Annotated in this window: 30 protein-coding genes; 10 read left to right on the forward strand and 20 right to left on the reverse strand. The window is 69.7% G+C overall.

The window, feature by feature from the left end; all coding sequences use genetic code 11:
* Positions 1–3: 3 nt before the first annotated feature.
* Positions 4–852 carry an AraC family transcriptional regulator gene (locus tag A5736_RS22350; RefSeq protein ID WP_076248661.1) on the reverse strand — a complete coding sequence of 283 codons (849 nt, stop codon included), beginning with the start codon at positions 850–852 and terminating at the stop codon, positions 4–6.
* Positions 853–904: 52 nt separating this feature from the next.
* On the opposite strand from A5736_RS22350, the gene A5736_RS22355 reads away from it, so the two are divergent.
* Positions 905–2,401, forward strand: a complete 1,497-nt coding sequence (locus tag A5736_RS22355; protein ID WP_076248624.1) for a serine/threonine-protein kinase — start codon at positions 905–907, stop codon at positions 2,399–2,401.
* 7 nt (positions 2,402–2,408) lie between these two features.
* On the opposite strand, the gene hisI is transcribed toward A5736_RS22355, so the two are convergent.
* From hisI to hisD, 8 genes are read right to left on the reverse strand one after another with little or no spacing between them, the layout of a single operon-like run.
* On the reverse strand, positions 2,409–2,756 hold the full coding sequence (gene hisI, locus A5736_RS22360; protein ID WP_076122918.1) for a phosphoribosyl-AMP cyclohydrolase: 348 nt from the start codon (positions 2,754–2,756) through the stop codon (positions 2,409–2,411).
* Entirely contained in the window at positions 2,753–3,538 is a 786-nt protein-coding gene (hisF, locus tag A5736_RS22365) for an imidazole glycerol phosphate synthase subunit HisF (RefSeq protein WP_076122919.1), read from the reverse strand. The genes hisI and hisF overlap by 4 nt, the downstream gene beginning before the upstream one ends.
* A 1-nt stretch (position 3,539) precedes the next feature.
* Positions 3,540–4,340: an inositol monophosphatase gene (locus A5736_RS22370; RefSeq protein WP_076248626.1), complete on the reverse strand. Its 801-nt coding sequence runs from the start codon at positions 4,338–4,340 to the stop codon at positions 3,540–3,542.
* A 4-nt stretch (positions 4,341–4,344) separates the two neighbouring features.
* Entirely contained in the window at positions 4,345–5,088 is a 744-nt protein-coding gene (gene priA, locus A5736_RS22375; protein WP_076122921.1) for a bifunctional 1-(5-phosphoribosyl)-5-((5-phosphoribosylamino)methylideneamino)imidazole-4-carboxamide isomerase/phosphoribosylanthranilate isomerase PriA, read from the reverse strand.
* Between the two features lie 2 nt (positions 5,089–5,090).
* Positions 5,091–5,711, reverse strand: coding sequence for an imidazole glycerol phosphate synthase subunit HisH (hisH, locus tag A5736_RS22380; protein WP_076248628.1), 621 nt, complete (start codon positions 5,709–5,711; stop codon positions 5,091–5,093).
* Positions 5,708–6,340, reverse strand: a complete 633-nt coding sequence (gene hisB / locus A5736_RS22385) for an imidazoleglycerol-phosphate dehydratase HisB (protein WP_076248630.1) — start codon at positions 6,338–6,340, stop codon at positions 5,708–5,710. Before hisB ends, hisH begins: the two co-directional genes overlap by 4 nt.
* Positions 6,337–7,476: a histidinol-phosphate transaminase gene (locus A5736_RS22390; RefSeq protein ID WP_076248632.1), complete on the reverse strand. Its 1,140-nt coding sequence runs from the start codon at positions 7,474–7,476 to the stop codon at positions 6,337–6,339. The genes hisB and A5736_RS22390 overlap by 4 nt, the downstream gene beginning before the upstream one ends.
* On the reverse strand, positions 7,473–8,789 hold the full coding sequence (gene hisD, locus A5736_RS22395) for a histidinol dehydrogenase (protein ID WP_139333512.1): 1,317 nt from the start codon (positions 8,787–8,789) through the stop codon (positions 7,473–7,475). Before hisD ends, A5736_RS22390 begins: the two co-directional genes overlap by 4 nt.
* Before the next feature lie 77 nt (positions 8,790–8,866).
* Between hisD and A5736_RS22400 the strand changes: the two genes are divergently transcribed.
* On the forward strand, positions 8,867–9,289 hold the full coding sequence (locus tag A5736_RS22400; protein WP_076122926.1) for a nitroreductase family deazaflavin-dependent oxidoreductase: 423 nt from the start codon (positions 8,867–8,869) through the stop codon (positions 9,287–9,289).
* 93 nt (positions 9,290–9,382) lie between these two features.
* Here A5736_RS22400 and A5736_RS22405 read toward each other — a convergent pair whose 3' ends face one another.
* Positions 9,383–9,796 (reverse strand): SRPBCC family protein, encoded by a 414-nt coding sequence (locus A5736_RS22405; RefSeq protein WP_076248636.1) that lies wholly within the window; start codon positions 9,794–9,796, stop codon positions 9,383–9,385.
* 90 nt (positions 9,797–9,886) lie between these two features.
* On the opposite strand from A5736_RS22405, the gene A5736_RS22410 reads away from it, so the two are divergent.
* Positions 9,887–10,678 (forward strand): helix-turn-helix transcriptional regulator, encoded by a 792-nt coding sequence (locus A5736_RS22410; RefSeq protein ID WP_083667652.1) that lies wholly within the window; start codon positions 9,887–9,889, stop codon positions 10,676–10,678.
* Positions 10,679–10,730: 52 nt separating this feature from the next.
* Here the strand turns inward: A5736_RS22410 and nadC are convergent, their stop codons facing one another.
* The 3 genes from nadC to nadA are packed head-to-tail and all read right to left on the reverse strand — an operon-like array spanning position 10,731 to position 14,211.
* Complete coding sequence (gene nadC / locus A5736_RS22415; RefSeq protein WP_076122978.1) at positions 10,731–11,588, reverse strand: carboxylating nicotinate-nucleotide diphosphorylase; 858 nt, start codon at positions 11,586–11,588, stop codon at positions 10,731–10,733.
* The gene (locus tag A5736_RS22420) at positions 11,588–13,165 is read right to left on the reverse strand and encodes an L-aspartate oxidase (protein WP_076248639.1); all 1,578 of its coding nucleotides are present in this window, start codon (positions 13,163–13,165) and stop codon (positions 11,588–11,590) included. Before A5736_RS22420 ends, nadC begins: the two co-directional genes overlap by 1 nt.
* The gene (gene nadA, locus A5736_RS22425) at positions 13,162–14,211 is read right to left on the reverse strand and encodes a quinolinate synthase NadA (RefSeq protein ID WP_076248641.1); all 1,050 of its coding nucleotides are present in this window, start codon (positions 14,209–14,211) and stop codon (positions 13,162–13,164) included. The genes A5736_RS22420 and nadA overlap by 4 nt, the downstream gene beginning before the upstream one ends.
* Before the next feature lie 49 nt (positions 14,212–14,260).
* Here nadA and A5736_RS22430 point away from each other — a divergent pair, with 49 nt between their 5' ends.
* A complete protein-coding gene (locus A5736_RS22430; RefSeq protein ID WP_076248643.1) occupies positions 14,261–14,980 on the forward strand; it encodes an NUDIX domain-containing protein in 720 nt (239 codons plus the stop codon).
* A gap of 124 nt (positions 14,981–15,104) precedes the next feature.
* Positions 15,105–16,445 (forward strand): lipase family protein, encoded by a 1,341-nt coding sequence (locus tag A5736_RS22435; RefSeq protein ID WP_076122932.1) that lies wholly within the window; start codon positions 15,105–15,107, stop codon positions 16,443–16,445.
* 16 nt (positions 16,446–16,461) lie between these two features.
* On the opposite strand, the gene A5736_RS22440 is transcribed toward A5736_RS22435, so the two are convergent.
* Genes A5736_RS22440 through bioB form a run of 3 tightly spaced genes read right to left on the reverse strand, consistent with a single transcriptional unit; the run spans position 16,462 to position 18,395 of the window.
* Positions 16,462–17,103, reverse strand: a complete 642-nt coding sequence (locus A5736_RS22440; RefSeq protein ID WP_076248645.1) for a DUF2567 domain-containing protein — start codon at positions 17,101–17,103, stop codon at positions 16,462–16,464.
* Entirely contained in the window at positions 17,100–17,327 is a 228-nt protein-coding gene (locus A5736_RS22445; RefSeq protein WP_076248647.1) for a hypothetical protein, read from the reverse strand. Before A5736_RS22445 ends, A5736_RS22440 begins: the two co-directional genes overlap by 4 nt.
* Before the next feature lie 30 nt (positions 17,328–17,357).
* On the reverse strand, positions 17,358–18,395 hold the full coding sequence (gene bioB / locus A5736_RS22450) for a biotin synthase BioB (RefSeq protein WP_076248649.1): 1,038 nt from the start codon (positions 18,393–18,395) through the stop codon (positions 17,358–17,360).
* A gap of 138 nt (positions 18,396–18,533) precedes the next feature.
* Between bioB and A5736_RS22455 the strand changes: the two genes are divergently transcribed.
* The 4 genes from A5736_RS22455 (at position 18,534) to A5736_RS22470 (ending at position 22,392) form a co-directional block, all read left to right on the forward strand.
* The gene (locus A5736_RS22455) at positions 18,534–18,719 is read left to right on the forward strand and encodes a hypothetical protein (protein WP_076122936.1); all 186 of its coding nucleotides are present in this window, start codon (positions 18,534–18,536) and stop codon (positions 18,717–18,719) included.
* Positions 18,720–18,831: 112 nt separating this feature from the next.
* Positions 18,832–20,673, forward strand: coding sequence for a hypothetical protein (locus A5736_RS22460; protein WP_076248663.1), 1,842 nt, complete (start codon positions 18,832–18,834; stop codon positions 20,671–20,673).
* 4 nt (positions 20,674–20,677) lie between these two features.
* A complete protein-coding gene (locus A5736_RS22465) occupies positions 20,678–21,043 on the forward strand; it encodes a hypothetical protein (RefSeq protein ID WP_076248651.1) in 366 nt (121 codons plus the stop codon).
* Positions 21,040–22,392 (forward strand): hypothetical protein, encoded by a 1,353-nt coding sequence (locus tag A5736_RS22470; protein ID WP_076248652.1) that lies wholly within the window; start codon positions 21,040–21,042, stop codon positions 22,390–22,392. The genes A5736_RS22465 and A5736_RS22470 overlap by 4 nt, the downstream gene beginning before the upstream one ends.
* 5 nt (positions 22,393–22,397) lie before the next feature.
* On the opposite strand, the gene A5736_RS22475 is transcribed toward A5736_RS22470, so the two are convergent.
* From A5736_RS22475 to A5736_RS22485, 3 genes are read right to left on the reverse strand one after another with little or no spacing between them, the layout of a single operon-like run.
* Positions 22,398–22,907 (reverse strand): 2'-5' RNA ligase family protein, encoded by a 510-nt coding sequence (locus tag A5736_RS22475; RefSeq protein WP_076248654.1) that lies wholly within the window; start codon positions 22,905–22,907, stop codon positions 22,398–22,400.
* On the reverse strand, positions 22,907–23,587 hold the full coding sequence (bioD, locus tag A5736_RS22480) for a dethiobiotin synthase (protein ID WP_076248655.1): 681 nt from the start codon (positions 23,585–23,587) through the stop codon (positions 22,907–22,909). The genes A5736_RS22475 and bioD overlap by 1 nt, the downstream gene beginning before the upstream one ends.
* The gene (locus tag A5736_RS22485) at positions 23,584–24,744 is read right to left on the reverse strand and encodes an 8-amino-7-oxononanoate synthase (protein WP_076248657.1); all 1,161 of its coding nucleotides are present in this window, start codon (positions 24,742–24,744) and stop codon (positions 23,584–23,586) included. The genes bioD and A5736_RS22485 overlap by 4 nt, the downstream gene beginning before the upstream one ends.
* Before the next feature lie 150 nt (positions 24,745–24,894).
* Here A5736_RS22485 and A5736_RS22490 point away from each other — a divergent pair, with 150 nt between their 5' ends.
* Complete coding sequence (locus tag A5736_RS22490) at positions 24,895–25,326, forward strand: hypothetical protein (RefSeq protein ID WP_076248659.1); 432 nt, start codon at positions 24,895–24,897, stop codon at positions 25,324–25,326.
* A 9-nt stretch (positions 25,327–25,335) separates the two neighbouring features.
* Here A5736_RS22490 and A5736_RS22495 read toward each other — a convergent pair.
* Positions 25,336–25,807 (reverse strand): aminotransferase class III-fold pyridoxal phosphate-dependent enzyme (locus A5736_RS22495; protein ID WP_139333511.1); only part of this gene is annotated, 472 nt, incomplete at its 5' end.

Below are 25,807 nucleotides of genomic sequence, written 5' to 3' on the forward strand. Positions count from 1 at the left end.
CGATCATCGGCGTGCCGGCGCCGGCCGTCTTGGATATTTGTGCCGCTCCGTCGGGACGTGGCTGGGCAACACGATCCGCTGGCTTCTGTATTGCGTCGGCGTCATCGCGGTGAACGACCGGAATTCGCGCACGAAATGGGCCTGGTCGAAATAGCCGGTGTCGGCCGCGACGCGCGCGCCGCGCTCCGCGCCCGCATCGAGCCGGCGCAACGCCGCCTGGAGTCGACGGACCCGGGCATACGCCTTGGGCGCCAGTCCTACCTCGGCGCGAAACATCCCGATCAGCCGCTTGGTCGAGAGCCCCGCCAGACGCCGGACCTCCGCCATCTGACGGGAGGGATCGGCTTCGATCGCCGCCATCGCGACGGCGACACCCGGGTGGCGGCGCACGGTGAACCGCGCGCGTTGCAGTAGAAAATCCTCGAGAACGCCGAAACCGTCGGCCGGCGACGGGGCCTCGATCAAGCGCTCGTGCAGCTCACGCCCGTCGCGCCCCCAGATTTCATCGAGGCCGACGCGGGCATCCTCCAGGTCACCCTGCGGGACGCCGAGAAACGGAAACGCGCCGCCGGGACGGAAATGGATCGCGATAACCGGTTCGTCGGCCGCGATGTCGGTGATGTACGACGCGCTGTGCGGCCCGATGATGATGGCGGGCGGAACCGCCAGGCGGGTGCCGTCGGCGGCGTAGAAGTCCAGCCGCTGGCGCCGCCCGACGTCGAAGATCATGGTGGCCGCGCCGCGCGGCAGCGCTCGGCTTCGGTAGGTAGATCCGCGGTGTCGCCAGTGCCCGAAGAATTCGATGTACTCGGCCAGGGGCGGTTTCGGTCGATACAGCGCGGGCCGGTCCACCACGGGCAAGTCCTTCCCCGTCGATCATTCGAAATCTCAGTAGCATGCTCACATGCCGCAAAGCGATGGCTTAGCCGAGGGCGAGGTGTTCGCCGGCTACACGATCGTTCGGCGGCTGGGGGCCGGGGGCATGGGCCAGGTGTATCTGGCGCAGCACCCGCGGCTGCCCCGCCGCGACGCGCTGAAGATCCTGCCCCGCGAACTGACCGCGAACGACGAATTCCGCCAACGCTTCAATCGCGAGGCCGACCTGGCCGCGAACCTGTACCACGAGCACATCGTCGGCATCCACGACCGCGGCGAATACCAAGGCCAACTGTGGATCTCGATGGACTACGTGGAGGGGACGGACGCCGCCGAGCTGCTGCGCACCCAGCACCCATCCGGGATGCCGAAAACGCAAGTCCTCGAGATCATTTCGGCCGTCGCCGACGCGCTCGACTACGCCCACTCGCGCGGGTTGCTGCATCGCGACGTCAAGCCCTCCAACATCCTGCTGACCGAGACCGGGCCCCGCCGCCGGATCCTGCTCGCCGATTTCGGCATCGCCCGTGAACTCGGGGAGATCAGCGGCCTGACCGCGACCAACATGCTGGTGGGGACCACCGCCTACTGCGCGCCGGAGCAATTGCAGGGTGCGGATCTGGACGGCCGGGCCGACCAATACGCGCTGGGCTGCACCGCCTTTAACCTGCTGACGGGCTCCGCGCCGTTTCATCATTCCAACCCCGCGGTCGTCATCACCCAGCATTTGTCCACCCCGCCGCCACACGTCAGTGAGCGCCGACCCGAATTGGCCGACCTCGACGGCGCCCTGGCCAAAGCGCTCGCCAAAAAGCCCGGCGACCGTTACGCGACGTGCGCCGATTTCGCGGCGGCGCTCGGCAGTCAGCTGAACACCGGCGCCGAGGCGGCGGGCCGCACGGAAGTCATTGCCGCACCGACGGAAGTGATCGCGGCGCCGCGAACACAAGCGCCGCAAGCGGAGCGGGGTCGGCGGGTGGGCACCTGGGTGGCGGCGCTGGTCGCCGTCGCGGTGGTCGCGATCGCGGTGGTAGTGGGCGTGCAGATGCTGCACGGCAAATCCGGCCAATCGGGCCGCGGTGCCACTTCGCGTTCCGTGGGTCCGCCGCCCGTCAGCACCGCCCCCGCGACCGCGGCCATCAAGCTCACCAGCCAACTCACCGACCAATCGGGCGTGCTCGGCCCGCTCGAGTCGGACGCCGTGCAACGGGCGCTCACCAGGCTCTACGACGGTCGCGGCACCCGGCTGTGGGTGGTCTACGTCAGGAATTTCGGCGGCCTCAAGCCAATGCGGTGGGCCGAGGACACCATGCGCGCCAACGGTTTCAACGACGCCGACGCGATTCTCGCCATCGCCACCGACGAAACCGCCTTCTCGTTCCGGGTGCCCAACGCTGTGCTCACGGGGAAGGCGATCGACGTCGAGGTCATCCGCCGCGACCGGATCTCCCCGGCGGTCTTCCGCCACGAATGGGCCCGCGCGGCGATCGCCGCCGCCAACGGGTTGGACGTTGCACCTAGCTAGCGCCCAGCTAGCCCTCGGGTGCCAGCAGCACGTCGGCGTCGAAACAGCTGTGATCGCCGGTGTGGCAGGCCCCGCCGACCTGGTCGACGGTCAGCAGCACGGCGTCGCCGTCGCAGTCCAGTCGCACCGAGTGGACGTGCTGGGTGTGGCCGGAGGTCGCGCCCTTGATCCACTGTTCGCCGCGCGATCGCGAAAAATACGTGGCCTCACGGGTTTCCAGGGTGCGGGCCAGCGCCTCGTCGTCCATCCAGGCGACCATCAGCACGTCGCCGCTGCCGCGCTCCTGCACGACGGCGGTGAACAATCCCTCGGCGTTGCGCTTCAGCCGCGCCGCGATGGTCGGGTCGAGCGTCATCGCACGGTGATCCCCTCTGCGACCATGGCGGCCTTCACCTGTCCGATGGTCAGCTCGCGGAAGTGAAACACGCTGGCCGCCAACACCGCATCGGCGCCTGCGGCAACCGCGGGCGCGAAGTGTTCGATGGCGCCGGCGCCGCCGCTGGCGATCACCGGCACCGTGACGGCCGCGCGCACGGCGCGCAGCATGGGCAGGTCGAATCCGGCTTTTGTGCCGTCGGCGTCCATCGAGTTCAGCAGGATCTCCCCCACGCCGAGTTCGGCGCCGCGGGCCGCCCATTCGACGGCGTCGATCCCGGTGCCGCGGCGACCGCCATGGGTCGTGACCTCCCAGCCCGACGGTGTCGGCGCCGCCCCCGCAGGCACCGTGCGGGCGTCGACCGACAACACGATGCACTGGGACCCGAACTGGCGCGCCATCTCCGCCAGCAGGTCCGGGCGGGCGATGGCGGCGGTGTTGACCGAGACCTTGTCGGCCCCGGCGCGCAGCAACATGTCGACATCGGCCACGGTGCGCACCCCGCCGCCGACCGTCAGCGGGATGAACACCTGCTCGGCGGTGCGGCGTACCACCTCCAACATCGTCGCCCGTCCCGACGACGACGCGGTCACGTCCAGGAAGGTCAGCTCGTCGGCGCCTTCGGCGTCGTAGGCCGCCGCGAGCTCCACCGGATCACCCGCGTCGCGGAGGTTGGCGAAATTGACGCCCTTGACCACCCGCCCGTCATCGACGTCCAGACACGGGATCACGCGCACGGCCAGCCCGGTATCCGCGTACATGTCAGTAGTCCTCCGGTTCGCCTATGCTGCGCAGGATCTCGAGAATCTCCGCATGCGCGCCGGGTGCCGCGGCCAGCACCGACCGCGCCGCAGGGGTCCAGGGTTCGCCGGCGAGGTTGGTGACGATCCCGCCCGCGGCCCGCACCTGCGCCACCCCCGCGGCATGATCCCAGACGTGACCGCCGAAAGTTATTGCGCCGCCGAGTATTCCGTCGGCAACGTAGACGAGGTCGATGCCGGTCGACCCGTGCATGCGTAACCGCGACGACACCCGGCTGAGCGTCTCCAGCACCGCCAGCCGATAACGTCCCGGGAACCGGCCGCGCGAGTCGACGCTGAAGGTGCCGACAGCGACGAGCGCGTCACCCAGGTCGGTGTGAGTCAGCGGCGCCTGCGGGACACCGTTTTTCACCAGCGGACCACCCGCTATCGCGGTGTATCGGTCGTTCGTGAACGGCACCCAGGTCAGGCCCGCGACCGGTTCGCCGTCGTGCAGCAGGCCCAACAGGATCGCGGCCATCGGCGATCCGGCGGCGTAATTGAACGTGCCGTCGACCGGATCCAACACCCACACCCACGGCGAGTCGATGGCAGTGCCGCCGAATTCCTCGCCGTGCACTCCGATCCCGGTGGCATCCTCCAGGGCGGCGACGACCTGGCGTTCGATGGCGAGGTCGACTTCGGTGGCGAAGTCGTTGCCCTTCTTGGCAACCGCGGAATCGGCGCGGTGACCCTCCAAGAACGGCGGAACCGCCGCGTCCAGGATCGCCGATGCCTTTTCGACGAGCGCGTCCAAATCCAAGGCGCTACTCCCGCACCGCGGCCAGCGCCTGCGGCAGCGTGAACCGCCCGGCGTAGAGGGCCTTTCCGACGATGGCGCCCTCGACCCCGCGGCCGGTGAGGGTGGCTAGGTTGTTCAAGGCGCGCAGGTCGTCGAGGCTGGACACGCCGCCCGAGGCGATCACCGGCGTGTCGGTGCGATCGGTGACGGCGGCCAACAGGTCGATATTGGGGCCGCCCAGCGTTCCGTCCTTGGTGACGTCTGTGACGACGAACCGCGAACATCCTTCGCCGTCAAGGCGTTCCAGCACTTCCCACAGGTCGCCGCCGTCGGTTTCCCAGCCGCGCCCGCGCAACCGGTGCTCGCCGTCGGTGATCTCCACGTCGAGCCCGACGGCGACTTTGTCGCCGTGCTCGGCGATCGCCCGCGCGCACCACTGCGGGTTCTCCAGCGCCGCGGTTCCGAGGTTGACCCGGGCGCAGCCGGTGGCCAGCGCCGCGGCCAGCGAATCGTCGTCGCGAATACCGCCGGACAACTCCACCTGGACATCGAGCTTGCCCACCACCTCGGCCAGGAGTTCGCGATTGGAGCCGCGGCCGAATGCCGCGTCCAGGTCCACCAGATGGATCCAGTCGGCACCGTCACGCTGCCAGCCCAGCGCGGCGTCCAGCGCGGAGCCGTACTCGGTTTCGCTGCCGGCCTTGCCCTGAACCAGGCGCACGGCGCGACCCTCGACCACGTCGACGGCGGGTAACAAAATCAGCGGCATCTTTACAATCCCTCGACCCAGTTGCTCAGCACGGCCGCACCGGCATCCCCGCTCTTCTCCGGATGGAATTGGGTGGCGGCCAACGGCCCTTCCTCGACGGCGGCCAAAAACGGCACCTGATGGGTGGCCCACGTCAGCACCGCATCCGGCGAGCCCTCCCAGGACTGCGCCGCGTAGGAGTGCACGAAGTAGAACCGCGCGCCCGCGTCCAAACCGTCGAACAGCACGCTGCCCGGCCCGGGCTTCACCACGTTCCAGCCCATGTGCGGGACCACCGGAGCGTCCAGCCGGGTGACGGCGCCGGGCCACTGCCCGCAGCCTGTGGTCTCCACGCCGAATTCGACGCCGCGGGCGAACAGAATCTGCATGCCGACGCAGACTCCCAGCACTGGGCGTCCGGCGGCGACCCGTTCGGCGATGATCCGCTCTCCCGCGATCTTGCGCAGTCCGGTCATGCAGGCTTCGAACGCTCCGACCCCGGGCACCACCAGTCCGTCGGCGGCCGCCGCGGCGCGCGCGTCGGCGGTCACCTCGACCGAGGCGCCGACCCGCTGCAGCGCGCGTTGGGCCGACCGCAGATTACCCGAGCCGTAGTCCAGTACCACGACCGATCGTGTTGTCACAGAACACCTTTGGTGGAGGGCACCCCCGACACGCGGGGGTCGGGCTCGACCGCCTCACGCAACGCGCGGGCCACCGCCTTGTACTGCGCCTCGGTGATGTGGTGCGGGTCGCGCCCGTAGAGGACGCGCACGTGCAGGGCGATACGAGCGTTGGAGGCAATCGTCTCGAACACGTGCCGGTTGACGACGGTGTGGTAGGGCACCGCGCTGCCGGTAATCGTGGTGTGCTGCAGGTGATCCGGCTCGCCGGTGTGCACGCAGTACGGCCGCCCGGACACGTCGACGGCGGCATGGGCCAGCGTCTCGTCCATCGGGATGAAGGCGTCGCCGAACCGCCGGATGCCCTTCTTCTCGCCGAGGGCCTGCCCGAGCGCCTGACCCAGCGCGATCGCGGTGTCCTCGATCGTATGGTGCGCCTCGATCTCGACGTCGCCCGTGGTGCGAATGGTCAGGTCGAAGCTGGCATGCGTGCCCAGTGACGTGAGCATGTGGTCGTAGAACGGCACCCCGGTATCGACGTGGACCTGCCCGGTGCCATCGAGGTCGAGTTCGACGACGATGTCGGTTTCCTTGGTGCGACGTTCGATACGCGCACGACGGGTCCCTGTGGTTGTCGGGGAGGTTGTCACGGTGCTCCTACTGGGCTGGGGGTGGCTGGAGCCAGTTCGGTGGTCGCGAGCTGGGCGCTGACTCGCAGGAACGCATCGTTCTCGTCGGCCAGTCCCGTGGTGGCGCGCAGGTACCCGGGAATCCCGACATCGCGGATCAGTATGCCCGCGTCCAGGTAGCGCTGCCAGGTGGCCGGCGCGTCGGCGAACCGCCCGAACAGCACGAAGTTCGCGTCGCTGGGGATCACCCGAAAGCCCATGGCGGTCAAGGCCGTTGCGACGCGGTCGCGTTCGGCGGCGAGGGTGGCCACACTGCCCAGCGTGTCGTCGGCGTGGCGCAGCGCGACCCGGGCCGCGGCCTGCGTGAGCGACGACAGGTGATAGGGCAGCCGCACCAGCAGCATCGCGTCGATCAGCGCCGGCGTGGCGATCAAATAACCGAGCCTGCCGCCGGCGAATGCGAACGCCTTGCTCATCGTGCGGGTGACGACCAGCCGGGTCGGGTATTCCTCGACCAGCGACACCGCGCTGGGCTGTGACGAGAACTCCCCATACGCCTCGTCGACGATCAGGATTCCCGGTACCACGTCGAGCAGCCGCCGCAGATCCGCCAGCGAAACGCTCTGTCCGGACGGGTTATTGGGGCTGGCGATGAACACCACGTCGGGCCGGCGTTCGATGATGGCGGCGACGGCGGCATCGACGTCGAGGCTGAAGTCGTCGGCGCGGACCGCTTCCAGCCATTCGGTGTGCGTGCCGTCGGAGATGATCGGGTGCATCGAGTACGACGGCACGAATCCGATGGCGCTGCGCCCCGGCCCGCCGAACGCCTGCAGCAGCTGCTGCAGGATCTCGTTGGAACCATTGGCGGCCCAGAGGTTTTCCACACCGAGCCCGGTGCCGGTCTGCGCACTGAGGTAGCCGGCCAGATCCTGCCGCAGGGCCACCGCGTCGCGGTCGGGGTAGCGGTGCAGCCCGGCGGCCGCCTCGGCCACCGAGCGCACCACGTCGTCGACGAGCGCTTGCGTGGGCGGGTGCGGGTTTTCGTTGGTGTTCAGCCGCACGGGAACCACCAATTGCGGTGCGCCATAGGGTGATTTGCCGCGCAGGTCGTCGCGCAGCGGCAGGTCGTCCAGCGTGGGCTCGTGCGCCGTCATCGCTCGAACCTCCGCCGTACCGCCTCGCCGTGCGCGGGCAGGTCCTCGGCCTTCGCCAGCGTCACCACGTGCCCCGAGACGTCCTTGAGGGCCGCTTCGGTGTAGTCGACGACGTGGATGCCGCGCAGGAACGTCTGCACCGACAGGCCGCTGGAATGCCGCGCGCTACCGCCCGTCGGCAGCACGTGGTTCGATCCCGCGCAGTAGTCGCCGAGGCTCACCGGCGAGTACGGGCCGACGAAAATTGCTCCGGCCGAACGTATTTGGCCGGCAACCCGCGGCGCGTCGGCGGTCTGGATCTCCAGGTGCTCGGCGGCGTAGGCGTTCACCACCTTGACCCCGGCGTCCAGGTCGTCGACCAAGATGATCCCGGACTGGCGCCCGCTCAGCGCGGCCGTCACCCGCTCGCGGTGCACCGTGGTCTGCAACTGGGCCGCCACCTCGGTGTCGGTGGCCTCGGCCAGGTCCTCGCTCGGGGTGACCAGCACACTGCCGGCCATCTCGTCGTGTTCGGCCTGGCTGATCAGGTCTGCGGCCAGATGCGCCGGGTCGGCGGTGTTGTCGGCGAGGATGGCGATCTCGGTTGGGCCGGCTTCGGCGTCGATGCCCACGTGTGAGCGGCACAGCCGCTTGGCGGCGGTGACGTAGATGTTGCCCGGCCCGGTGATCATGTCGACCGGCGCCAGCTCGGCGCCGTCGGTGTCGGTGCCGCCGTAGGCCAGCAGGGCCACCGCCTGCGCGCCACCCACTGCCCAGACCTCGTCGACCCCCAGCAGGCGGGCCGCGGCCAGGATCGTCGGGTGCGGCAGGCCCTCGAAGCGGGCCTGCGGCGGGCTGACCACCACCAGCGAGTCGACACCGGCGGCCTGGGCGGGCACCACGTTCATCACCACGCTGGACGGGTAGACCGCGTTGCCGCCGGGCACATAGAGGCCCACCCGCTCGACGGGGACCCACCGCTCGGTGACCGTGGCACCCGGGCCGAGCGTGGTGGTGACGTCGGTGCGGCGCTGATCGGCGTGCACGGCGCGGGTCCGCTCGATCATCACCCGCAGCGCATCCCGGACGCCGGCGTCGAGTCCGTCCTCCGCGGCCCGCAGCGCCGCGTCGGGCACCCGCACGGCCCCGGGCCGTACGCCGTCGAACTTCGCCCCGAATTCCAGGGCCGCCTCGGCCCCGCCCTCTGCGACGGCCTGCACGATCGGGCGCACCTGGGCCAGCACCGTGTCCACGTCGGCGCCGCCGCGCGGCAGCGCGGCCCGCAGGCGGGCGGCCGTCAACTCCGCGCCCCGCAGGTCAATGCGGGCCAGCACGGGTTGGGGCGTGGCAGTCACAGGGTCCATTCTCCCAGAGCAGCTCAAGTGGATATCCGACCGGTAGTGTGGCCGACATGTCCGCGAAGGATCACCCCAACAATGCCCCCGGCGTGCCGATGGTGTTCCCGCCCTGGTTTGAGCGCTTCCAGATCAAGTACTTCAACCCGGCGGTCAAGCCGATCGCGCGCTTTCTGCCCGGGACCGCGACCATCAAGCACCGCGGCCGCACGTCCGGCAAGCAGTACGACACCGTGATCACGCCCTACCGCAAGGGAAACGTGCTGGCGATCGCGCTGGCGCACGGCAAGACGAACTGGGTCAAGAACGTGCTCGCCGCCGGGGAGGCGGATGTCCAGTTCAGCCGCAACCGCGTGGTGCACCTCACCAATACGCGGATCCTTCCGGCCGGCTCGGAGGGCCCGGAGGTCGAGGGCCTGCCCCGGATGGCGCGCATGCAGCTGCGTCGGGTCGGGGTTTTCGTCGGCGACATCGCCTGAGCGCCGCCGCCTGATGCGTTGAGTGTGCGCTGACGGCGGTCACTGTGCGGGCAGGGCGCCAAGGATGCACACGCAACGCCCTGTTGCGCTGCCCTATTGCGCTGCTAGATCCCGTTCGAGAGTGCATTTGATGGCCCGCGCAGCGTCCTCCATCGCGGCAAGCAGCCGCCCGGCCAGCTCATCGGGCAGCACGTCGCGCGACCACACGAACCGGCAGCGACCCGGACCGATGGCCACGATTTGCATCGCCGTGTTGTCATGTTCGGGGCACACTGTGCCCCCGATCAGCGAGTAGACGATCCGGCGCTCACCCTCGTCGCGGGCGATCAGCCGCTCCCGCGCGACGTTCCCCTTGGCGAACGTCACCACCCGGACGTCGCCATCGGTCTGCGACGACGCGACATAACCGTTGGCCATGCCGACCGGGCCGTCCGCCCAGTCGCCGATCACTCGCCACGCTCGGTCGGCGTCGACGTCGATTTCGAACTCGGTGCGTATTGATGCCATGGATCCAGCTTGGCGACCGGCCGCCGCGGCGTCTTGAAGATTCTTGCGGGCGCTGTCATACCGGGGCGCTAGCCTGGCGCCGTGCTGTCAATGGCGACTCTGGCAGACCGGCCGCAGTTCGGCTTGCAGGCTTGGACATGCCGTCCCGACTGTTCGGGCTGGTCGGCGGTCGAGCGCCCGGTGGACGGGCGGCTGGTGTTGGTCAGGTCCGGCCGGTTTCAGCGGCGGGCGGCGGACGGTCCGGTCGACCTCGACCCGACGGTGGGATACCTTGGCGCGCCCGGAGACGAAGACCAGTTCGCGCATCCGCACGGCGGCGACATGTGTACCTCGGTGCGCTTGAGCCCTGCGTCGTGGCGGCAGCTGGTCGGCGATCCCGGTCGCAGGCATCACTCAACCTTTTACGTCGACGCTCGGTTGGAGCTCGCACACCGACGGCTCCTGGCCGCCACCGATATCGACTACCAGCTTGCCGAGAATCTCCTGACGCTCACCGTCGCAGCGCTGCGCAGGGTAACCGACCGACGCACGCCACTAACCGATCGACCGGTTCCTGCGGACGCGCGATTGGTGCGGCGGGCGCGCGCGGCCATCCACGACGATCATCCGGCGGCACGCGGATTGTTCCCGCTTGCCGAGCTTCTGGGTGCGTCACCGTACCGGTTGAGCCGGGCGTTTCCCCGGGAGCTGGGCGTGACACTGACCGGCTATCGCAACAGGGTCAGGGTCGGCCGGGCGCTCGAGCGGCTGCAGGCCGACACATCGACGTTGGCCGACATCGCGGCCTCGCTCGGCTTCGCCGACCAGGCGCACTTGACTCGCGTGGTGCGTGCTTATGTCGGCCATACACCGCGGGCGCTGCGCCGCGCGTTACGGCGGTGACACGCCGGTAAACGCCGCCCAGGATTCACACTCGACGTCTGGGAACTGCCGCCTACATGTCCAGGCCGATATCGAGCACGCGGACCGAGTGGGTCAGCGCGCCGACGGCCAGGTAGTCCACGCCGGTCGATGCGTAGGCCGCCGCGTTCTCCAGGGTGAGCCCGCCGGACGACTCGAGCAGCACCGCGGGTGCCCGGGAATTCCTGCGCTGGACGGCCGTTTGCGTCTGCCAGACCGGGAAGTTGTCCAGCAGGATCAGCTCGGGCTTTTCGGGCAGCACCGCGTCGAACTGCTCGAGCGAGTCCACTTCGACCTCACAGGGCAGCGCCGGGGCGGCCTCGCGCACCGCGCGCAGCGCGGCGACCACCGATCCGGCGGCCACCACGTGGTTGTCCTTGATCAAGGCCGCGTCGCCCAGCCCCAACCGGTGGTTGACGCCGCCGCCGACCCGGACCGCGTACTTCTGCAGCGCCCGCAGGCCGGGCAGCGTCTTGCGGGTGTCACGGACCTTGGCGCTGGTGTCGCTCACCGCGTCGACCCAGGCTGCCGTCGCCGTGGCGATCCCGGACAGGTGGCAGATGAGGTTGAGCATGGTCCGCTCCGCGGTCAACAGACCCTGGGTGTGCCCCCGCACCGTCAACAGCGGCTGGCCCGAGCGCACCCGGGCGCCGTCGTCGATACGGTCCAGTACCTGATAGCCGGCGGTGCCCAACACCTCGTCGAGCACCAACAAGGCGATGTCCACCCCAGCGATCACGCCCGGCTCCCGCGGCACCATCGATGCCGTGGCGACCGCGTCGGCCGATACGGTCGCCAGGGTGGTGACGTCGGGCCCGTAGCGCAGATCCTCCCGGAGGCCGCGGCGAACGATCTCCAGCGCGGCGTCGCGTTCGCAGTCGGACAACGTCATCAGCACACGGCCGCCAACGCCTCGGCCTGCATGTCTTGGTCGGCCAGCCGAACCACGATGCTGCGCGCCTGGTCCGCCGCGGCGTCCGGGAACTCCGCGCGGTGGTGGCAGCCGCGGCTTTCGTTGCGCGCCAAGGCCGCGGCGGCCACCGCTTGCGCGGTCAGCGTCAAGGCCACGTCCTCGAAATCGCGGCGGCCCGCGATGGTGCGGGCGCCCGCCTTGGCCAAGTTGTCCGCCAAGCCCTGCAGCCCAACGGCGTTGCGCACCACCGACGCGTCGCGGCTCATCGCGCGCTGCAGTTCCCACCGCGGCGCGGCGGCGTGCGTGATCGGCTCGGGCGCTGACGCGCGCGAGGGCCCGGCCGCGGCCGCGTGCGTGGCCGCGGCCCGCCCGGCGCGGCCGCCGACCACCAGTCCCTCCAGCAAGCTGTTGGACGCCAAGCGGTTTGCGCCGTGCATCCCGGTGCGGGCCACCTCGCCCGCGGCGAATAAGCCGGGCAGTTCGGTTTGACCGGACACATCGGCCACGACCCCACCGCAGCTGTAGTGCGCACCCGGCACGACCGGAATGGGCTGGCGCACCGGGTCAATGCCCGCGGAGCGGCACGCGGCGGTGACGGTGGGGAATCGGGCCTCGAAGCCGTCGATGCCGCGGGCGTCGAGGTAGACGCACGGGTCGCCGGTGGCCTTCAGCCGCGCATCGATGGCCCCCGCGACGACATCGCGGGGCGCCAGGTCGCCCATCGGATGGACGCCTGCCGTCACCGAATTACCTTGGCCGTCAAGCAATATCGCACCCTCACCGCGGATGGCCTCGGTGACCAGCGGGCGCCGGCCGCCCCCTGCGGGGCTGTACAGCATGGTCGGGTGGAACTGGATGAACTCGAGGTCGCTGACGGCGACGCCGGCCCACAACGCCAATGCGATTCCGTCGCCGGTGGATCCTTCGGGGTTGGTGGTCGCGCCGTAAAGGTGACCGAGCCCGCCGGAGGCCAGGATCACCGACGGCGCGCTGATGATTCCCATGCCGTCCGGGTTGGCCACCGACACGCCAGTCACCGCTTCGTCGCCCAAACGGCCGTCATGCAATACGCGCAGCGCCACGTGGCTGGTGCGGATGTCGAGCATGGCCGCGGCGTGATCGAGCGCCCGCTGGACCTCGGCGCCGGTGGCGTCGCCGCCGGCGTGCACGATGCGTCGACGCGAGTGCCCGCCCTCGCGGGTCACGTCCCAGCGGCCGGGGGCCGATTCGTCGAATCGCGCTCCGTCGCCGACCAATTCGGACACCGCGCGGTAGCCGTCGGCGACGATCGAGCACACCGCGTCGGGATCGCACAGCCCCGCGCCCGCGGCGAGGGTGTCGGCGACATGCGCGTCCACCGAGTCGTCGTTGTCCGGCAGGACCACCGCGATGCCGCCCTGGGCGTAGTGCGTGGCGGTAACCGCACGGGTCTGGTCGGCCTTGCTGAGCACCACGACCCGCCGGCCGGCGCGATGGGCGGCGAGCGCGGCGGCCAAACCCGCGACGCCGGTGCCGATCACGACGACGTCGGCGGTATCCGTCCACCCGGCGGTCATTCGCCGCCGCCCGGCTGCCCGATCTCGATCATTCGCTGCACGCTGCGCCGGCCCGCCGCCGCGATGTCGGGGTCGACGTGAACCTCGTCGGCGCCCTCGACCAGGCAGCGCAGCAGCGCCGCGGGGGTGATCATCTTCATGTACTTACACGACGCGCGGTCGTTGACCGCGCGGAAATCGACTTCTGGTGCCGCCCGGCGCAACTGATACAACATGCCGACCTCGGTGGCCACCAGAACCGTCCGCGCACGCGTCTGATGCGCGGCGTCGAGCATGCCGCCGGTGGACAAGATCCGCACCCGCTCTTCCGGGACGGCGCCTTCGCCCGCGAGGTACAAAGCCGAAGTCGCACAACCGCATTCGGGGTGCACGAACAATTCGGCGTCGGGGTGGGCGCGGGCCTGGTCGGTGAGTTCCTCGCCGTTGATCCCGGCATGGACGTGGCATTCACCGGCCCACACATGCAGGTTGGTGCGGCCGGTCACCCGACGGACGTGGGCGCCGAGAAATTGGTCCGGGCAGAACAGCACCTCGCGGTCGGGATCGATGGACTCGACGACGTCGACGGCGTTGGACGAGGTGCAGCAGATGTCGGTGAGCGCCTTCACGGCCGCCGTGGTGTTGACGTAGGAGACGACGACGGCGCCGGGGTGCTCGTCCTTCCACGCGCGCAGCTCGTCGGGGGTGATGGAATCGGCCAGCGAACAGCCGGCCCGCTGATCCGGAATCAGCACGGTCTTCTCGGGGCTCAGAATTTTTGCGGTCTCGGCCATGAAATGCACCCCGCAGAAGACGATGGTGTCCTCGGGAGCGTCGGCGGCGATCCGCGACAGCGCCAGCGAGTCGCCGACGTGATCGGCGACGTCCTGAATCGCGGGCAGCTGGTAGTTGTGCGCGAGGACGGTGGCGTTCCGCAGGTCTGCCAGCCGGCGAATCTCGGCCGCCCATTGCGCGTCACCGTCCACGCCCGTGTAGCCGCCGGGCGAGTCAGTGATGCCGGCAATCAGGTCGTCCGCGAGCGTGTCCATGCGATTCAAAACCGTCACGGAGATGCCCCTTTCGCGTCCAGGAGGTTTTCGACTTACAATCGAAAACATGGCCCATGGTAGCACCGCACACGAGGTGCTTGCTGTCGTGTTCCAGGTTCGCCAGGTTAAGGCGGGCCCGCGAAGAGAAAAACCGCAGCTTAACGTGCTGTTATGGCAACGTGCCCGCGATCCGCAAAAGGGGGCGTGGTCGCTGCCGGGCGGGCGGCTGCGCAACGACGAGGACATGACCACCTCGGTCCGGCGCCAGTTGGCCGAGAAGGTCGATCTGCGGGAGGTGGCCCACCTCGAACAGCTCGCCGTGTTCTCCGACCCCGCGCGGGTGCCGGGCATCCGGATGATCGCGTCCACCTTCCTGGGCCTGGTGCCCTCCCCCGCCACCCCCGAGCTACCGCCGGACACCCGCTGGCATCCGGTGAACGCGCTGCCGCCGATGGCGTTCGATCACGGCCCGATGGTGACCCACGCCCACGCCAGGCTGGTAGCGAAGATGTCTTATACGAATATCGGATTCGCCTTGGCGCCAAGGGAATTCGCGCTGTCAACGCTGCGCGACATCTACGGGGCGGCCCTGGGTTACCAGGTCGACGCGACGAATCTGCAGCGCGTGCTGGTCCGCCGCGGGGTCATCTCCCAGACCGGCACCATCGCGCAATCCGGCCGCAGCGGCGGACGCCCGGCGGCGCTGTACCACTTCACCGACTCCCAGCTGCGGGTCACCGACGAATTCGCCGCGCTCAAGCCCCCGAGTGAGGTGGCGGTAAATTAGGCGGTCGCAGTGGCGCCAGCGACGCGCCGCGGGCCGAGGAGAACTGGCTCACAATGCGGCGGTTCCGCTTTAGTTACCGGGCGTTCATGCGCAAGAATGCCGATTGGCCAAGAAGGGATCCTCAATGGTTGAGCTCGGCAATCTGGCAGGTACGCGTGGCGCCGAGTGGATCGGTCGGCCACAGCACGAGGAACTGCAGCGCAAGGTGCGTCCGCTGCTGCCCTCGGACGACCCGTTCTACCAGCCGCCGGCGGGGTTCCAGCACGCCGAGCCCGGCACCGTGTTTCGCTCGCGCGACGTCGAGCTGGCCTTCTTGGGCCTGATTCCGCAGCCCATCAAAGCCACCCAGCTGCTGTACCGGACGATGGACCTCAACGGCCAGCCCGAAGCGACGGTCACCACGGTGATCGTGCCGGCGGGGCTGGCCGAGGGGCAGACCTGCCCGCTGCTGTCGTATCAGTGCGCAATAGACGCCGTGTCGTCCCGCTGTTTCCCGTCGTATGCGCTGCGCAGGAAGGCGAAGGCGCTCGGCTCGCTGGCCCAGCTGGAGCTCTTCCTGATCGCCGCGGCCGTCGCCGAGGGCTGGGCGGTCTCGGTGCCCGACCACGAGGGCCTGGGAGGCACGTGGGGCGCGCCGTACGAGCCGGGGTACCGCGTGCTCGACGGGATCCGGGCCGTGCTCAACTCCGAGCGCGTCGGATTGTCCCCGTCGGCGCCGATCGGGCTGTGGGGCTACTCCGGCGGCGGGCTGGCCAGCGCCTGGGCCGCCGAAATGTATGGCGACTACGCACCCGAGCTGGACATCGTCGGGGCGGTGCTGGGCTCCCCCGTCGGCGACCTGGGCAACACCTTCCGTCGGCTCAACGGCAAATTCTTCGCCGGGCTGCCCGCGCTGGTGGTGGCTGCGCTGGCGCACGTCTACCCCGACCTGGACCGGGTGATCAAGGAGCACACCAACGAAGAGGGCCGCGCCCTGCTGGACTCGCTGGAGACGATGACGACCGCCGAGGCGGTCATCCGGATGGCCGGCAAGAACATGGGCGACTACCTCGACGAGCCGCTCGAGGACATTTTGTCCACGCCGGAGATCTCGCACGTCTTCCAGACCATCAAGCTGGGCGCGGTGGTGCCGACGCCGCCCGTGTTGATCGTGCAGGCCGTGCACGACTATCTGATCGACGTCAACGACATCGACGAACTGGCCGACGCGTATTCGGCCGGCGGCGCCGACGTCAGCTACCACCGCGACGCGTTCAACGAGCACATGCTGCTGCACCCGCTGTCCGCCCCGATGACGCTGCGCTGGCTCACCGACCGGTTCGCCCGCCGGCCGCTGAGCGACCACCTCATCCGAACCGTGTGGCCGACGGCGTTCAACCCGATGACCTACGCCGGAATGGCGCGACTGCTCATGATCGGGGCCAAGGTCATCACCGGCCGCAAGATTCGCCACCGGCCGCTGTGACCCCGCTGCGGGCCCGCTAGGAGACCGACGCCTCCGGCTCCATCGGCAGTGCGCCCGACGGCTGATCGGCGGCCGGGAGGTTTCCTAAATCGTCGCGTGCGTTCCCGGCGGCCAGTACCGCGTACACCAGCGCGGCGACGCCTGCGGGCCACAGCAGGGTGAGGACCGCCTGCAGCGGACCCGGGCCGAAGAACACCGGCGGGGCCTGCACAACGTACGCGACCGCCGGCTTTCCGACCAGCGGCACCGCGTCGAAGTTCACCGCGCCGTAGCGCAGCAGAACCGACAGCGCACCCACCGCGCTGGCGGCCGCCGCGACGACCACCATGCCGACCGATAGGCCGACGACCATGGCCGGGCCTCGACGCTCGCGCCGCTGCCACGCCAGCACCGGCGCAATCACCGACACCACCGTCAGCAGGCCCAACATCAGGCAAGGCGCGTTGAAGAAGTGCCCCGATTCGGTGCCCAGGTACTCGTGCACCCGTTCACCCGCGCGGGTGATCGCCACCGCCACATGGATCGGCGGCGCAATCCACGCCCAAAGGCCGCCGATCAACGCGCCGATCACCGAAAACCCCAGTGCCGCAATGGCAATCGGACGCGCCCGGAAGGCCCGCGCGACTCTGGTCGGCTCCGGCCGGGAAGGTTCGGTCACCGCTGCGCCTCCAAGTCGGCCGAGTCCACCACTCCGTGCCGCGAGCATCGCGCCCGCCAGCCGTCGGGGCGAACCTGTACCACCATTCGGCGTCCACATTCGGCACAGAACCGCGGCGGCTCGAGGCCCAGCTGGGCCGCCGTCGGTGACACTGTGCCCCCCAATTCCCCGGTGTAGACGTTGTAGACACCGGCGCCGACGGGGGCGCCTAGATCCCGCACCACAATTGTCAAACCTAGCGGCTAAAAGGCGGCTTACAAGCTGGCATTGAGCGCCTTGATGGGCATCTGGAGATCGTCGAGCAGTTCCAGATCCGCCTCGGCCGGGCGGCCCAGCGTGGTCAGGTAGTTGCCGACGATGACGGCGTTGATGCCGCCCAGGATGCCCTTCTTGGCCCCGAGATCGCCCAGGGTGATCTCACGGCCGCCGGCGAAGCGCAGCATGGTGCGCGGCAACGCCAGCCGGAAAGCCGCCACCGACTTCAGCGCCTCGCTGACCGGCAGCACCTCCAGGTCGCCGAACGGCGTGCCCGGCCGCGGGTTGAGGAAGTTCAACGGCACCTCGTCGGGACCGAGCTCGGCGAGCTCGCCGGCGAATTCCGCGCGTTGTTCCAGGGTCTCTCCCATGCCGAGGATGCCGCCGCAGCAGACCTCCATGCCGGCGTCGCGCACCATCGACAGGGTCTGCCAGCGCTCCTCCCACGTGTGGGTGGTGACGACGTTGGTGAAGTACGAGCGCGCGGTCTCGAGGTTGTGGTTATAGCGGTGCACACCCATCGCCGAGAGCTGCTCGACCTGCTCGGCGGTCAACATGCCCAGCGAGCAGGCGATGTTGATCTCGACCTCGTCGCGGATCGCCTCGATGCCGGCCGCGACCTGGGCCATCAGCCGCTCGTCGGGTCCGCGCACGGCGGCGACGATGCAGAATTCCGTGGCGCCAGATTTGGCGGTCTGTTTCGCGGCCTCCACCAGGCTCGGGATGTCCAGCCGGGCGCTGCGCACCGGCGAGGTGAAGAGGCCCGACTGGGAGCAGAAATGGCAATCCTCGGGGCACCCGCCGGTCTTCAGGCTGATGATGCCCTCGACCTCTACCTCCGGGCCACACCAGCGCATCCGCACCTCATGCGCCAGCGCGAGCAGCTCGTCGAGCCGGTCGTCGGGGAGCCGCAGCACCCGCAGCACCTGGCCGGAGCTCAGCCCCTCGCCGCGCTCCAGCACCTGATCCCGGGCGACCGCCAGGATGTCCTGGTCGTCGCCGGCTTCGGCGCTCCGCCGAGTTGCCGCTTGAGTCACCCGTACTCTCCTGCCTCTGCCTCGTGTCCGCACGTCAGGACACGTCTGCCAGCCCTCGTGGCGGCAGCCCGAATGAAAAGGTGTTCAAAGTAGGGTAACGGCCGCCGTAGATGCGAACCCCCGGGGTATACGACCACCATGACCACCGCGCACGTCGTCTACATGGCACACCACATGCTTTTGCTCGCCGTGCCGGCGTTTTTGCCGGCGGTGATCGTCGTGGGGGTGGTCCTCTACGTCGCGCTGCGCGATCGCCGCGCCGGCCGCGGCACGCCCGGCGATTCCGGCCCGGGATCCGAACCCGCCGACAAAAAGCGTGATTGACCGCGCGTGAATCGGGGCATTACCAACTCGATCGCGAACTTACCTCCAAGTAAGAAGCGATCGACGAATCAATTCTCCCGGGACGGCCCGGCGTGGTTGGGAGGGCGTGACGATGAACGCGACGGAACTGACGATTGTTGCCGAAGCACCGGCGCGCGGTGCGGGGCTGAACCAGGTGATCGGGCTGTCGATCGCCGCGGTGTTGATAGCGGTGGCCATGCTGTGGATCGGGCATGCGCATCGCACCCACCGCATCGAATGGCTGACCCGGGTCGCCGACCGGCTGGGCGAGAAGTTCCACCGGCCCAACTGGGTGGCCCTGCCGGTGCTGGTGTTCACCACGTCGATCATCTGCGCCCTGTTCGGGTTCATCTGGGACGTCAGCTGGCACATCGGCAATGGCCGCGACCCCGGACCGCTGGCCAACCCGGCGCACTACTTCATCATCATCGGACTGTTCGGAATCTTCGTGGGCGGCATGCTCGCGGTGGTGCTGCCGTTCGGTAAGCCCGGCCCGGCGGCGGTGCGCATCACCGAGAACTGGTATGCGCCGGTGGGCGGCGTGCTGATGGCGGGCTGCGGCCTCTACGCGATGATCGGATTCCCGCTCGACGATATCTGGCACCGGATCTTTGGTCAGGATGTAACCCTTTGGGGCCCAACTCATTTGATGATGATCGGCGGCGCCTGCTTTTCGCTGTTCGCGGTGCTGATGCTGGAGCGCGAGGGCGAGGCCCAAGAGGCCGGGGAGGTCTACCACGGCCCCTTCATCACGTTGCTGCGCTACCTGTCCTTCGGCGGATTGTTCATCGGCCTGTCGGTCTACCAGATCGAGTTCGACTTCGGGGTCCCGCAGTTCCGCCTGGTTTTTCAGCCGATGCTGATCGCCGCGGCCGCCGCGCTTGCGGCGGTTGCCGCGCGCGTCACGATGGGTCGGGGGGCCGCGGTCGTGGCGGCATTGTTCGCGATCGCACTGCGCGGCGGGGTGGCCCTGCTGGTCGGTCCCATCCTGGGCGCGCCGATCAACTGGTTCCCGCTGTACCTCGGCCCCGCGGTGGTGGTCGAGCTCGTAGCGCTCACCCCACTGTTCAAGCGCCCCATCGCTTTTGGTGCCGTTTCCGGCCTGGCCGTGGCGACTGTCGGGCTGTGGCTGGAGTCCCTGTGGATCGGGGCGGTGTACCACTACCCGTGGCCCACAAAGATGTGGGGCGAGGCGCTGGCGATGTCGGTGCCCGTTGCGGTGCTGACCGGAACCTGCGGCGCGCTGTTCGGCATGGTGTTGACCGGCCAGCGGCTCCCGGGCCGGCGGATCGGCATCGCCGTTGTGGCGTTGACGGTGTTGGTGATCGGCGGTGCGGTGGCCAACGGGTTGCACATCGTGGTGCCGCGTCAAAACACCGCCACCGTCGCACTGACGGACCAGCCCAGCCCCCCGGGGCGGCGCATGGTGACGGCCGACGTGCAGCTCACGCCGCCCGACATGGTGAGCAACAACCCGGAGTGGCTGACGATCCTGTCCTGGCAGGGCCGGATGGAGAATAACCGCGGCCTGATGGTCGACCGGCTCGCCAAGGTCGGGCCCGGTCACTACCGGTCCACCCAGCCGGTTCCGGCATGGGGATCCTGGAAGACGCTGCTGCGGGTGCAGGACGGCTACACGCTGACGGCGGTGCCGATCTACGAGCCGGCCGACGACGCCATCCCGGCGCCCGAGGTCCCCGCCCTGGCGTCGAGCACGCGGCCGTTCGTCCTCGAGGTCACGATCCTGCAGCGCGAACGCGACCAGGGCGCGCCGTCCTGGCTGTTCACCGCCGGCTCGATCGTGGTGCTCTTCTTGACGCTGATGGTGATCACCGCCCTGACGTGGGGCGCCGGTCGCCTCGGCTACGCGACGGGTGAGCCGGAGCCGGTCGAAGAGAAGCAGCCGGTGCCCGGCGCTCCGCGAGCGGCGTGACGCGATGACGGTTCGCAACGCCCTCATTTCCGCGTGGGTGGTGGCGCTGGTGTGCGGCCTGGTTGGCTGCGGCGGTAAGTCGCCGAGCCAGCCGCCCGCTGCCGGCTTGGACATCAACGTCACGATCGCGAACGGCCAAGTCACGCCGACCAACGCCACGCTGCAGGCAAAGGTCAAGCAGCAGATCACCTTTCACGTCACCAGCGACGTCGCCGACGAGCTGCACGTCCACTCGGAGCCCGACCACAAGTTCCAAGTCGCGGCCGCACCGAATCAGACATTTCAGTTCAGCGTCGATGTCCCCGGCAAAGTCGAAGTCGAGCTACATCACCTGGACCGCACGATCGCGACCATTCAAGTTCAACCGTGACGGTGTTGCTCGCACACGGCCTGGGTGGGTCGAGCGATCTCCCGGTCCCCTACGCCTACGCGATGGTCGGTGCGGCATGGGCATTGACGTTCACGTTCGCCTTGGTCGCGTTCGCGTGGCGGCAGCCGAGGTTTGACCCCGACGCGCCCGGCCGCGCGCTGCCGGCCGCGGTGACCACACTGGTCGACGCCCGCGCGACACGCTGGACGGCTGCGGGCGTGGCACTGGCCTTCGCGGTCTGGGCGGTGCTGGCGGGTGTGTGCGGTCCGCAGACGCAGACCAACGGCCTGCTCGGGGCGTTCTACGTGCTGCTGTGGGTCGGATTGGTCGCGCTGTCCCTGGCGTTCGGCCCGGTATGGCGGGTGATCTCGCCGGTGCGCACGGTGTACCTGCTGCTGCGACGCGTCGCCCCGCAACGGATGGGGCGGCCGCGGCTGTCCTATCCCGAAAGCTGGGGCTACCGCCCGGCGGCGGCGGGCCTGTTCGCTTTCGTCTGGCTGGAATTGGCGAGCCCGAACTCGGCCTCGCTGGTTTGGGTGAAGTCGTGGCTGCTGGTCTACGTCGTGGTGTTGCTGGGCGGGGCGTGGTTGTGCGGCCAGCGCTTCCTGGCCCGCGTCGACCCTTTCGGCGTGTACAGCATGGCGGTGTCGCGGCTTTCACCGTTTCGCCGCTCTCCGGCGACCGGGCGGATCGTCATCGGCAACCCGTTCGACCATCTGCCGTCCCTGCCCGTGCGCCCGGGTGTTGTCGCGATGCTGGCGGTGCTGCTGGGGTCGACGGCGTTCGACAGTTACTCGTCGTCGCCGACGTGGCGCGGCTTCGCCGACCGGCTTGCCCGCCTCGCCCACGGCGTGCCGGCGGCGCTGTCGTCGTCGATCCTGCGGACGATCGGCCTGCTGGTGTTCGTTTCAGTTGTCGCACTGACTTTTTCGCTCGCCGCGCGGGCCACCGGCGGAGTCGACCGCGAGGAGCGTCGCGCGCTGCCCGGCCGGATGGCGCATTCGCTGATCCCGATCGTGGTGGGCTACATCTTCGCCCACTACCTGTCCTACCTCGTGGAGCGCGGACAGCAAGCCGTCATCGCCCTCGCCGATCCGTTCGGTCGCGGATGGAATCCGTTGGGGCTGGCGCACTCTCATGTCGCCTATGTGTTGTCGACGCATCCGCCGGTGCTGGCCGGCATCAAGGTGGGGTGCGTCGTGACGGGCCACATCGTTGCGGTGATCGCCGCGCACGACAAGGCGCTTCGGCTACTGCCCGCCGGCCATCAGCTCACCGGGCAGCTGACCATGATGCTGGTCATGGTCGGCTACACCTTCACCGGCCTGTACCTGCTGTTCGGCGGATAGCCGTGTCAGCCGATCAGGTGCTCGGCGCGCTTGCCACCGTCCCAGCGCCGCAGGGCCGCGAAGCGGCCGTCGATCTGCGACGGCCGGCCCGCGATGCGCAGCGCCCGCCCGAGCTGGCCCCCGCCGACCCGGCGGGCCAGCGTGACGTGCGCGGTCCACTGACCGGGCACGCTGTTGGGCATCGGCGCGGGCACCAGATGCGGACCGCACAGCCGGTGCACCTCGGCGTGCAGCGCCAACAGCTCGGCCGTCGGCACCACCAGGCGCGCGAAGACGACGTTGGCCCGGCCGAACAGCACCGGCGCGCCGATCGCGGCGGCCAGCGGGAGTCGCTCGCTCAGCGGCCGCAGCAGGTCGTCGACGTCGACGGCGACGCGGTCGGCGACGGCCAGGGTCACGTGCGGGCGACTGGCCGGCGCCTGGCTGGGGATCCCGGCCCCGGCCAGGTCGGCCCAGATGCGGCGGATCGCCGCCTCGGTGTCGTGGTCGAAGACCAGCTCGATCGAATGGACCATCAACCGACCAGTGTGGCTACCCAGTCGCGGTCGAACGCCGCCTTGCTCAGCGCCGCGAATTCCGCGGGGTGCATCGACCCGGCCCCCGCGGGCAGCGCGGCCCGCACCGGACCCAGCCGGGTCAGCGCGGACCGGTTCGAGGTCTCCACCGGCCCGGGCCGCGCCGGCCAGCTGCCGATCACCAAACCGGAGCACGAAACACCGCGTGCGGCAAGCGCTTCCACGGTCAGCGCGGTGTGGTTGAGGGTGCCCAGCTCCGCGCTGACCGCGACCAGCGCCGCGGCGCCCAGGTCGACGGCGAGATCGCGCAGGGTGACGCCGCCGTCCGTGAGTTCGACCAGCAGCCCGCCGGCACCCTCGACCAGGGTCAGCCGCCCCGGGCGGTCCAGATCGCCGATGAGCCGCAGCACCTCCGCGCGGGTGGGTAGGGCCCTCCCGGCCTGCTCGGCCGCCGCGACCGGCGCCAGCGGCCGCGGGTATCGCGCCAGCCCGGCGAGTTCTGTCACCCCGGACAGCCGGGCCACGTCGGCGAGGTCGTCGTCGCCGCAGTCGGTGCCCGTCTGGACGGGCTTACACACGGCCACGTCGATGCCGGCCTGACGTGCATGCGACGCCAGGGCCGCGGTGACGACCGTCTTACCGACGCCCGTGCCGGTGCCGGTGACGACCAGAACGGTCAACGGCGCGCCACGGCAAGCACATCCGTCAGCACCCGGCGCGCGATCTCGAGTTCGGCGTCGTCAAGCGACGCGCGGGCGGTCAGCCGCAGCCGCGACGTCCCGGCGGGCACCGTCGGGGGCCGGAAGCAGCCCACCTTCACGCCGGCGTCCAGGCAAGCCGTCGCGGCGGCCAGCGCCACCTCCGGATCGCCCAGGATCACCGACACCACAGCCGACTGCGGCACATCGGGTACCGCACAGATCCCGGCCAACGTGCGGGCGTGCCGCTGCACCGCCTGCGGCCGCCACGGCTCGGAGCCCAGGATGTGCAGCGCGGCCCGCGCGGCACCCACGGCCGCGGGGGCCAGGCCGGTGTCGAAGATGAACGGGCGGGCGGCGTCGATCAGGTGGGCCCGCACCTGCGCCGGCCCCAGGACCGCCCCGCCTTGGCTGCCCAGCGCCTTGGACAGCGTGGTTGTCATCACGACGTCGGGCGCCCCCGCCAGGCCGAGCTCGTGCAGCAGCCCGCGCCCGCCACCACGCACACCCAGGCCGTGCGCTTCGTCGACGATGAGCAACGCGCGGTGTCGCCGGCACACATCGTGCAGCTCCCGCAGGGGCGCGAGTGCGCCGTCGGCGCTGAACACCGAGTCGGTGATGACGACGGCGCGTTCCTCGCCGCGCGAACCCAGCGCAGCGTCCACCGCGCCGAGGTCGCGGTGCGGGGTCACGACTACCCGGGCACGCGACAGCCGGCACGCATCGACCAGGGACGCATGCGAATACGCGTCGGAAACCAGCAGCGAACCGGGGCCGGACAGGCCGACGACGGCCCCGAGGTTGGCGGTGTAGCCCGAGGAGAACAGCAAACCCGTTGCGGCGCCGACATACTCGGCGAGCTCGGCCTCGAATTGCTGGTGCAGTTCGGTGTCGCCGGTGACAAGGCGCGAACCCGTGGCGCCGGCGCCCCACATGCGCAGCGCCTGCACGCCGCCCTCGATGACGTCGGGGTGCTGGGAGAGTCCCAGGTAGTCGTTCGACGCGAGGTCCAGCTCGGTGGCGACGGCCGGCCTCGGCCGCAGCGAACGGCGCAGCCCGGCCTCGCGGCGCTGGGTCTCCACCGTCTCCAGCCAGGCCAGCGGGGAAACCTCGATCGGTGCCTGCTGGGCGGCGTTCATAGACCTAGAGCCTACGAGAGCCGGCGAGGCGAGCGACCACGGCCGTCGCCGAGGCGATCCCGTTAGTCATGTTTTGTTAACTTTTTTGGGGGCTCGGGGGCTTAGGGTGCCGGGATGTTGCTCCGGGATGTCGCTTAGGAGGGGTCAGAGATGATGACTGTCACACGCAGTTTGGCTGTAGCCGCGGGCGTCGCCGCCGTGGCTGTAGGGGCACCGGCTCCGGCTTTCGCCGCTCCCGAACTGAGCGGCCACTACGTCGAAACCGAAACCGCCGCGAACGACCGCAGCACGACCGACAACTGGTACTTCTCTTCCTGCGGTGACGGGTGCGCATCGGTGGCTCGCAAGGGCGCCAAGGCCTTCGGGCAGGCGAAGTTGGTCGGCGGCCAATGGACACTTGACGTGGCAGGCGAGACCGCAATGTGCCCGGACGGCAGCCAGGTCCCCAATGCTCTCTCAGCGCACTACACGTGGAACCCGAGCACCCTGGCCGGCACCGTGCAGACAACCGCCGACGCGCCGGAATGCGGCGATCCGGCGGGGTTCCAGGTCACCGACAACATCCAGTTGCGGCCGGCCTGACGCGCGGTTTTACCGCACGAGGCGCGCGACCTCGACCATCGCCGTGCTGATCCGCGCGATCTCGTCGGCTGAACAGACGTAGGGCGGCATCGCGTAGACCAGGTTGCGGAACGGGCGCAGCCAGACGCCGTGGTCGAGCGCCGCGGGGGTGGCGACGGCCAGGTCGACGGTTCGGTCGCACTCGATGACGCCGATGGCGCCGCACACCCGGACGTCCTTCACGCCGGGCAGCGCGCGGGCGGGTTCGAGGCCGTCGGCCAGTCCCCCGGCGATTTCGGCGATCCGCGAACGCCAGTCCTGGCCGAGCAGCACCTCGACGCTGGCCACCGACACCGCGCAGGCCAGCGGGTTGGCCATGAAGGTTGGCCCGTGCATGAGCGCGCCCGCCTCGCCGGAGCTGATGACCTGCGCGATGTCGGTGGTGCACAGGGTGGCGGCCAGGCTGACGTAGCCGCCGGTGAGCGCCTTGCCGACACACATG

This window comes from Mycobacterium sp. SP-6446, from assembly GCF_001954045.1.
Lineage (GTDB): Bacteria > Actinomycetota > Actinomycetes > Mycobacteriales > Mycobacteriaceae > Mycobacterium.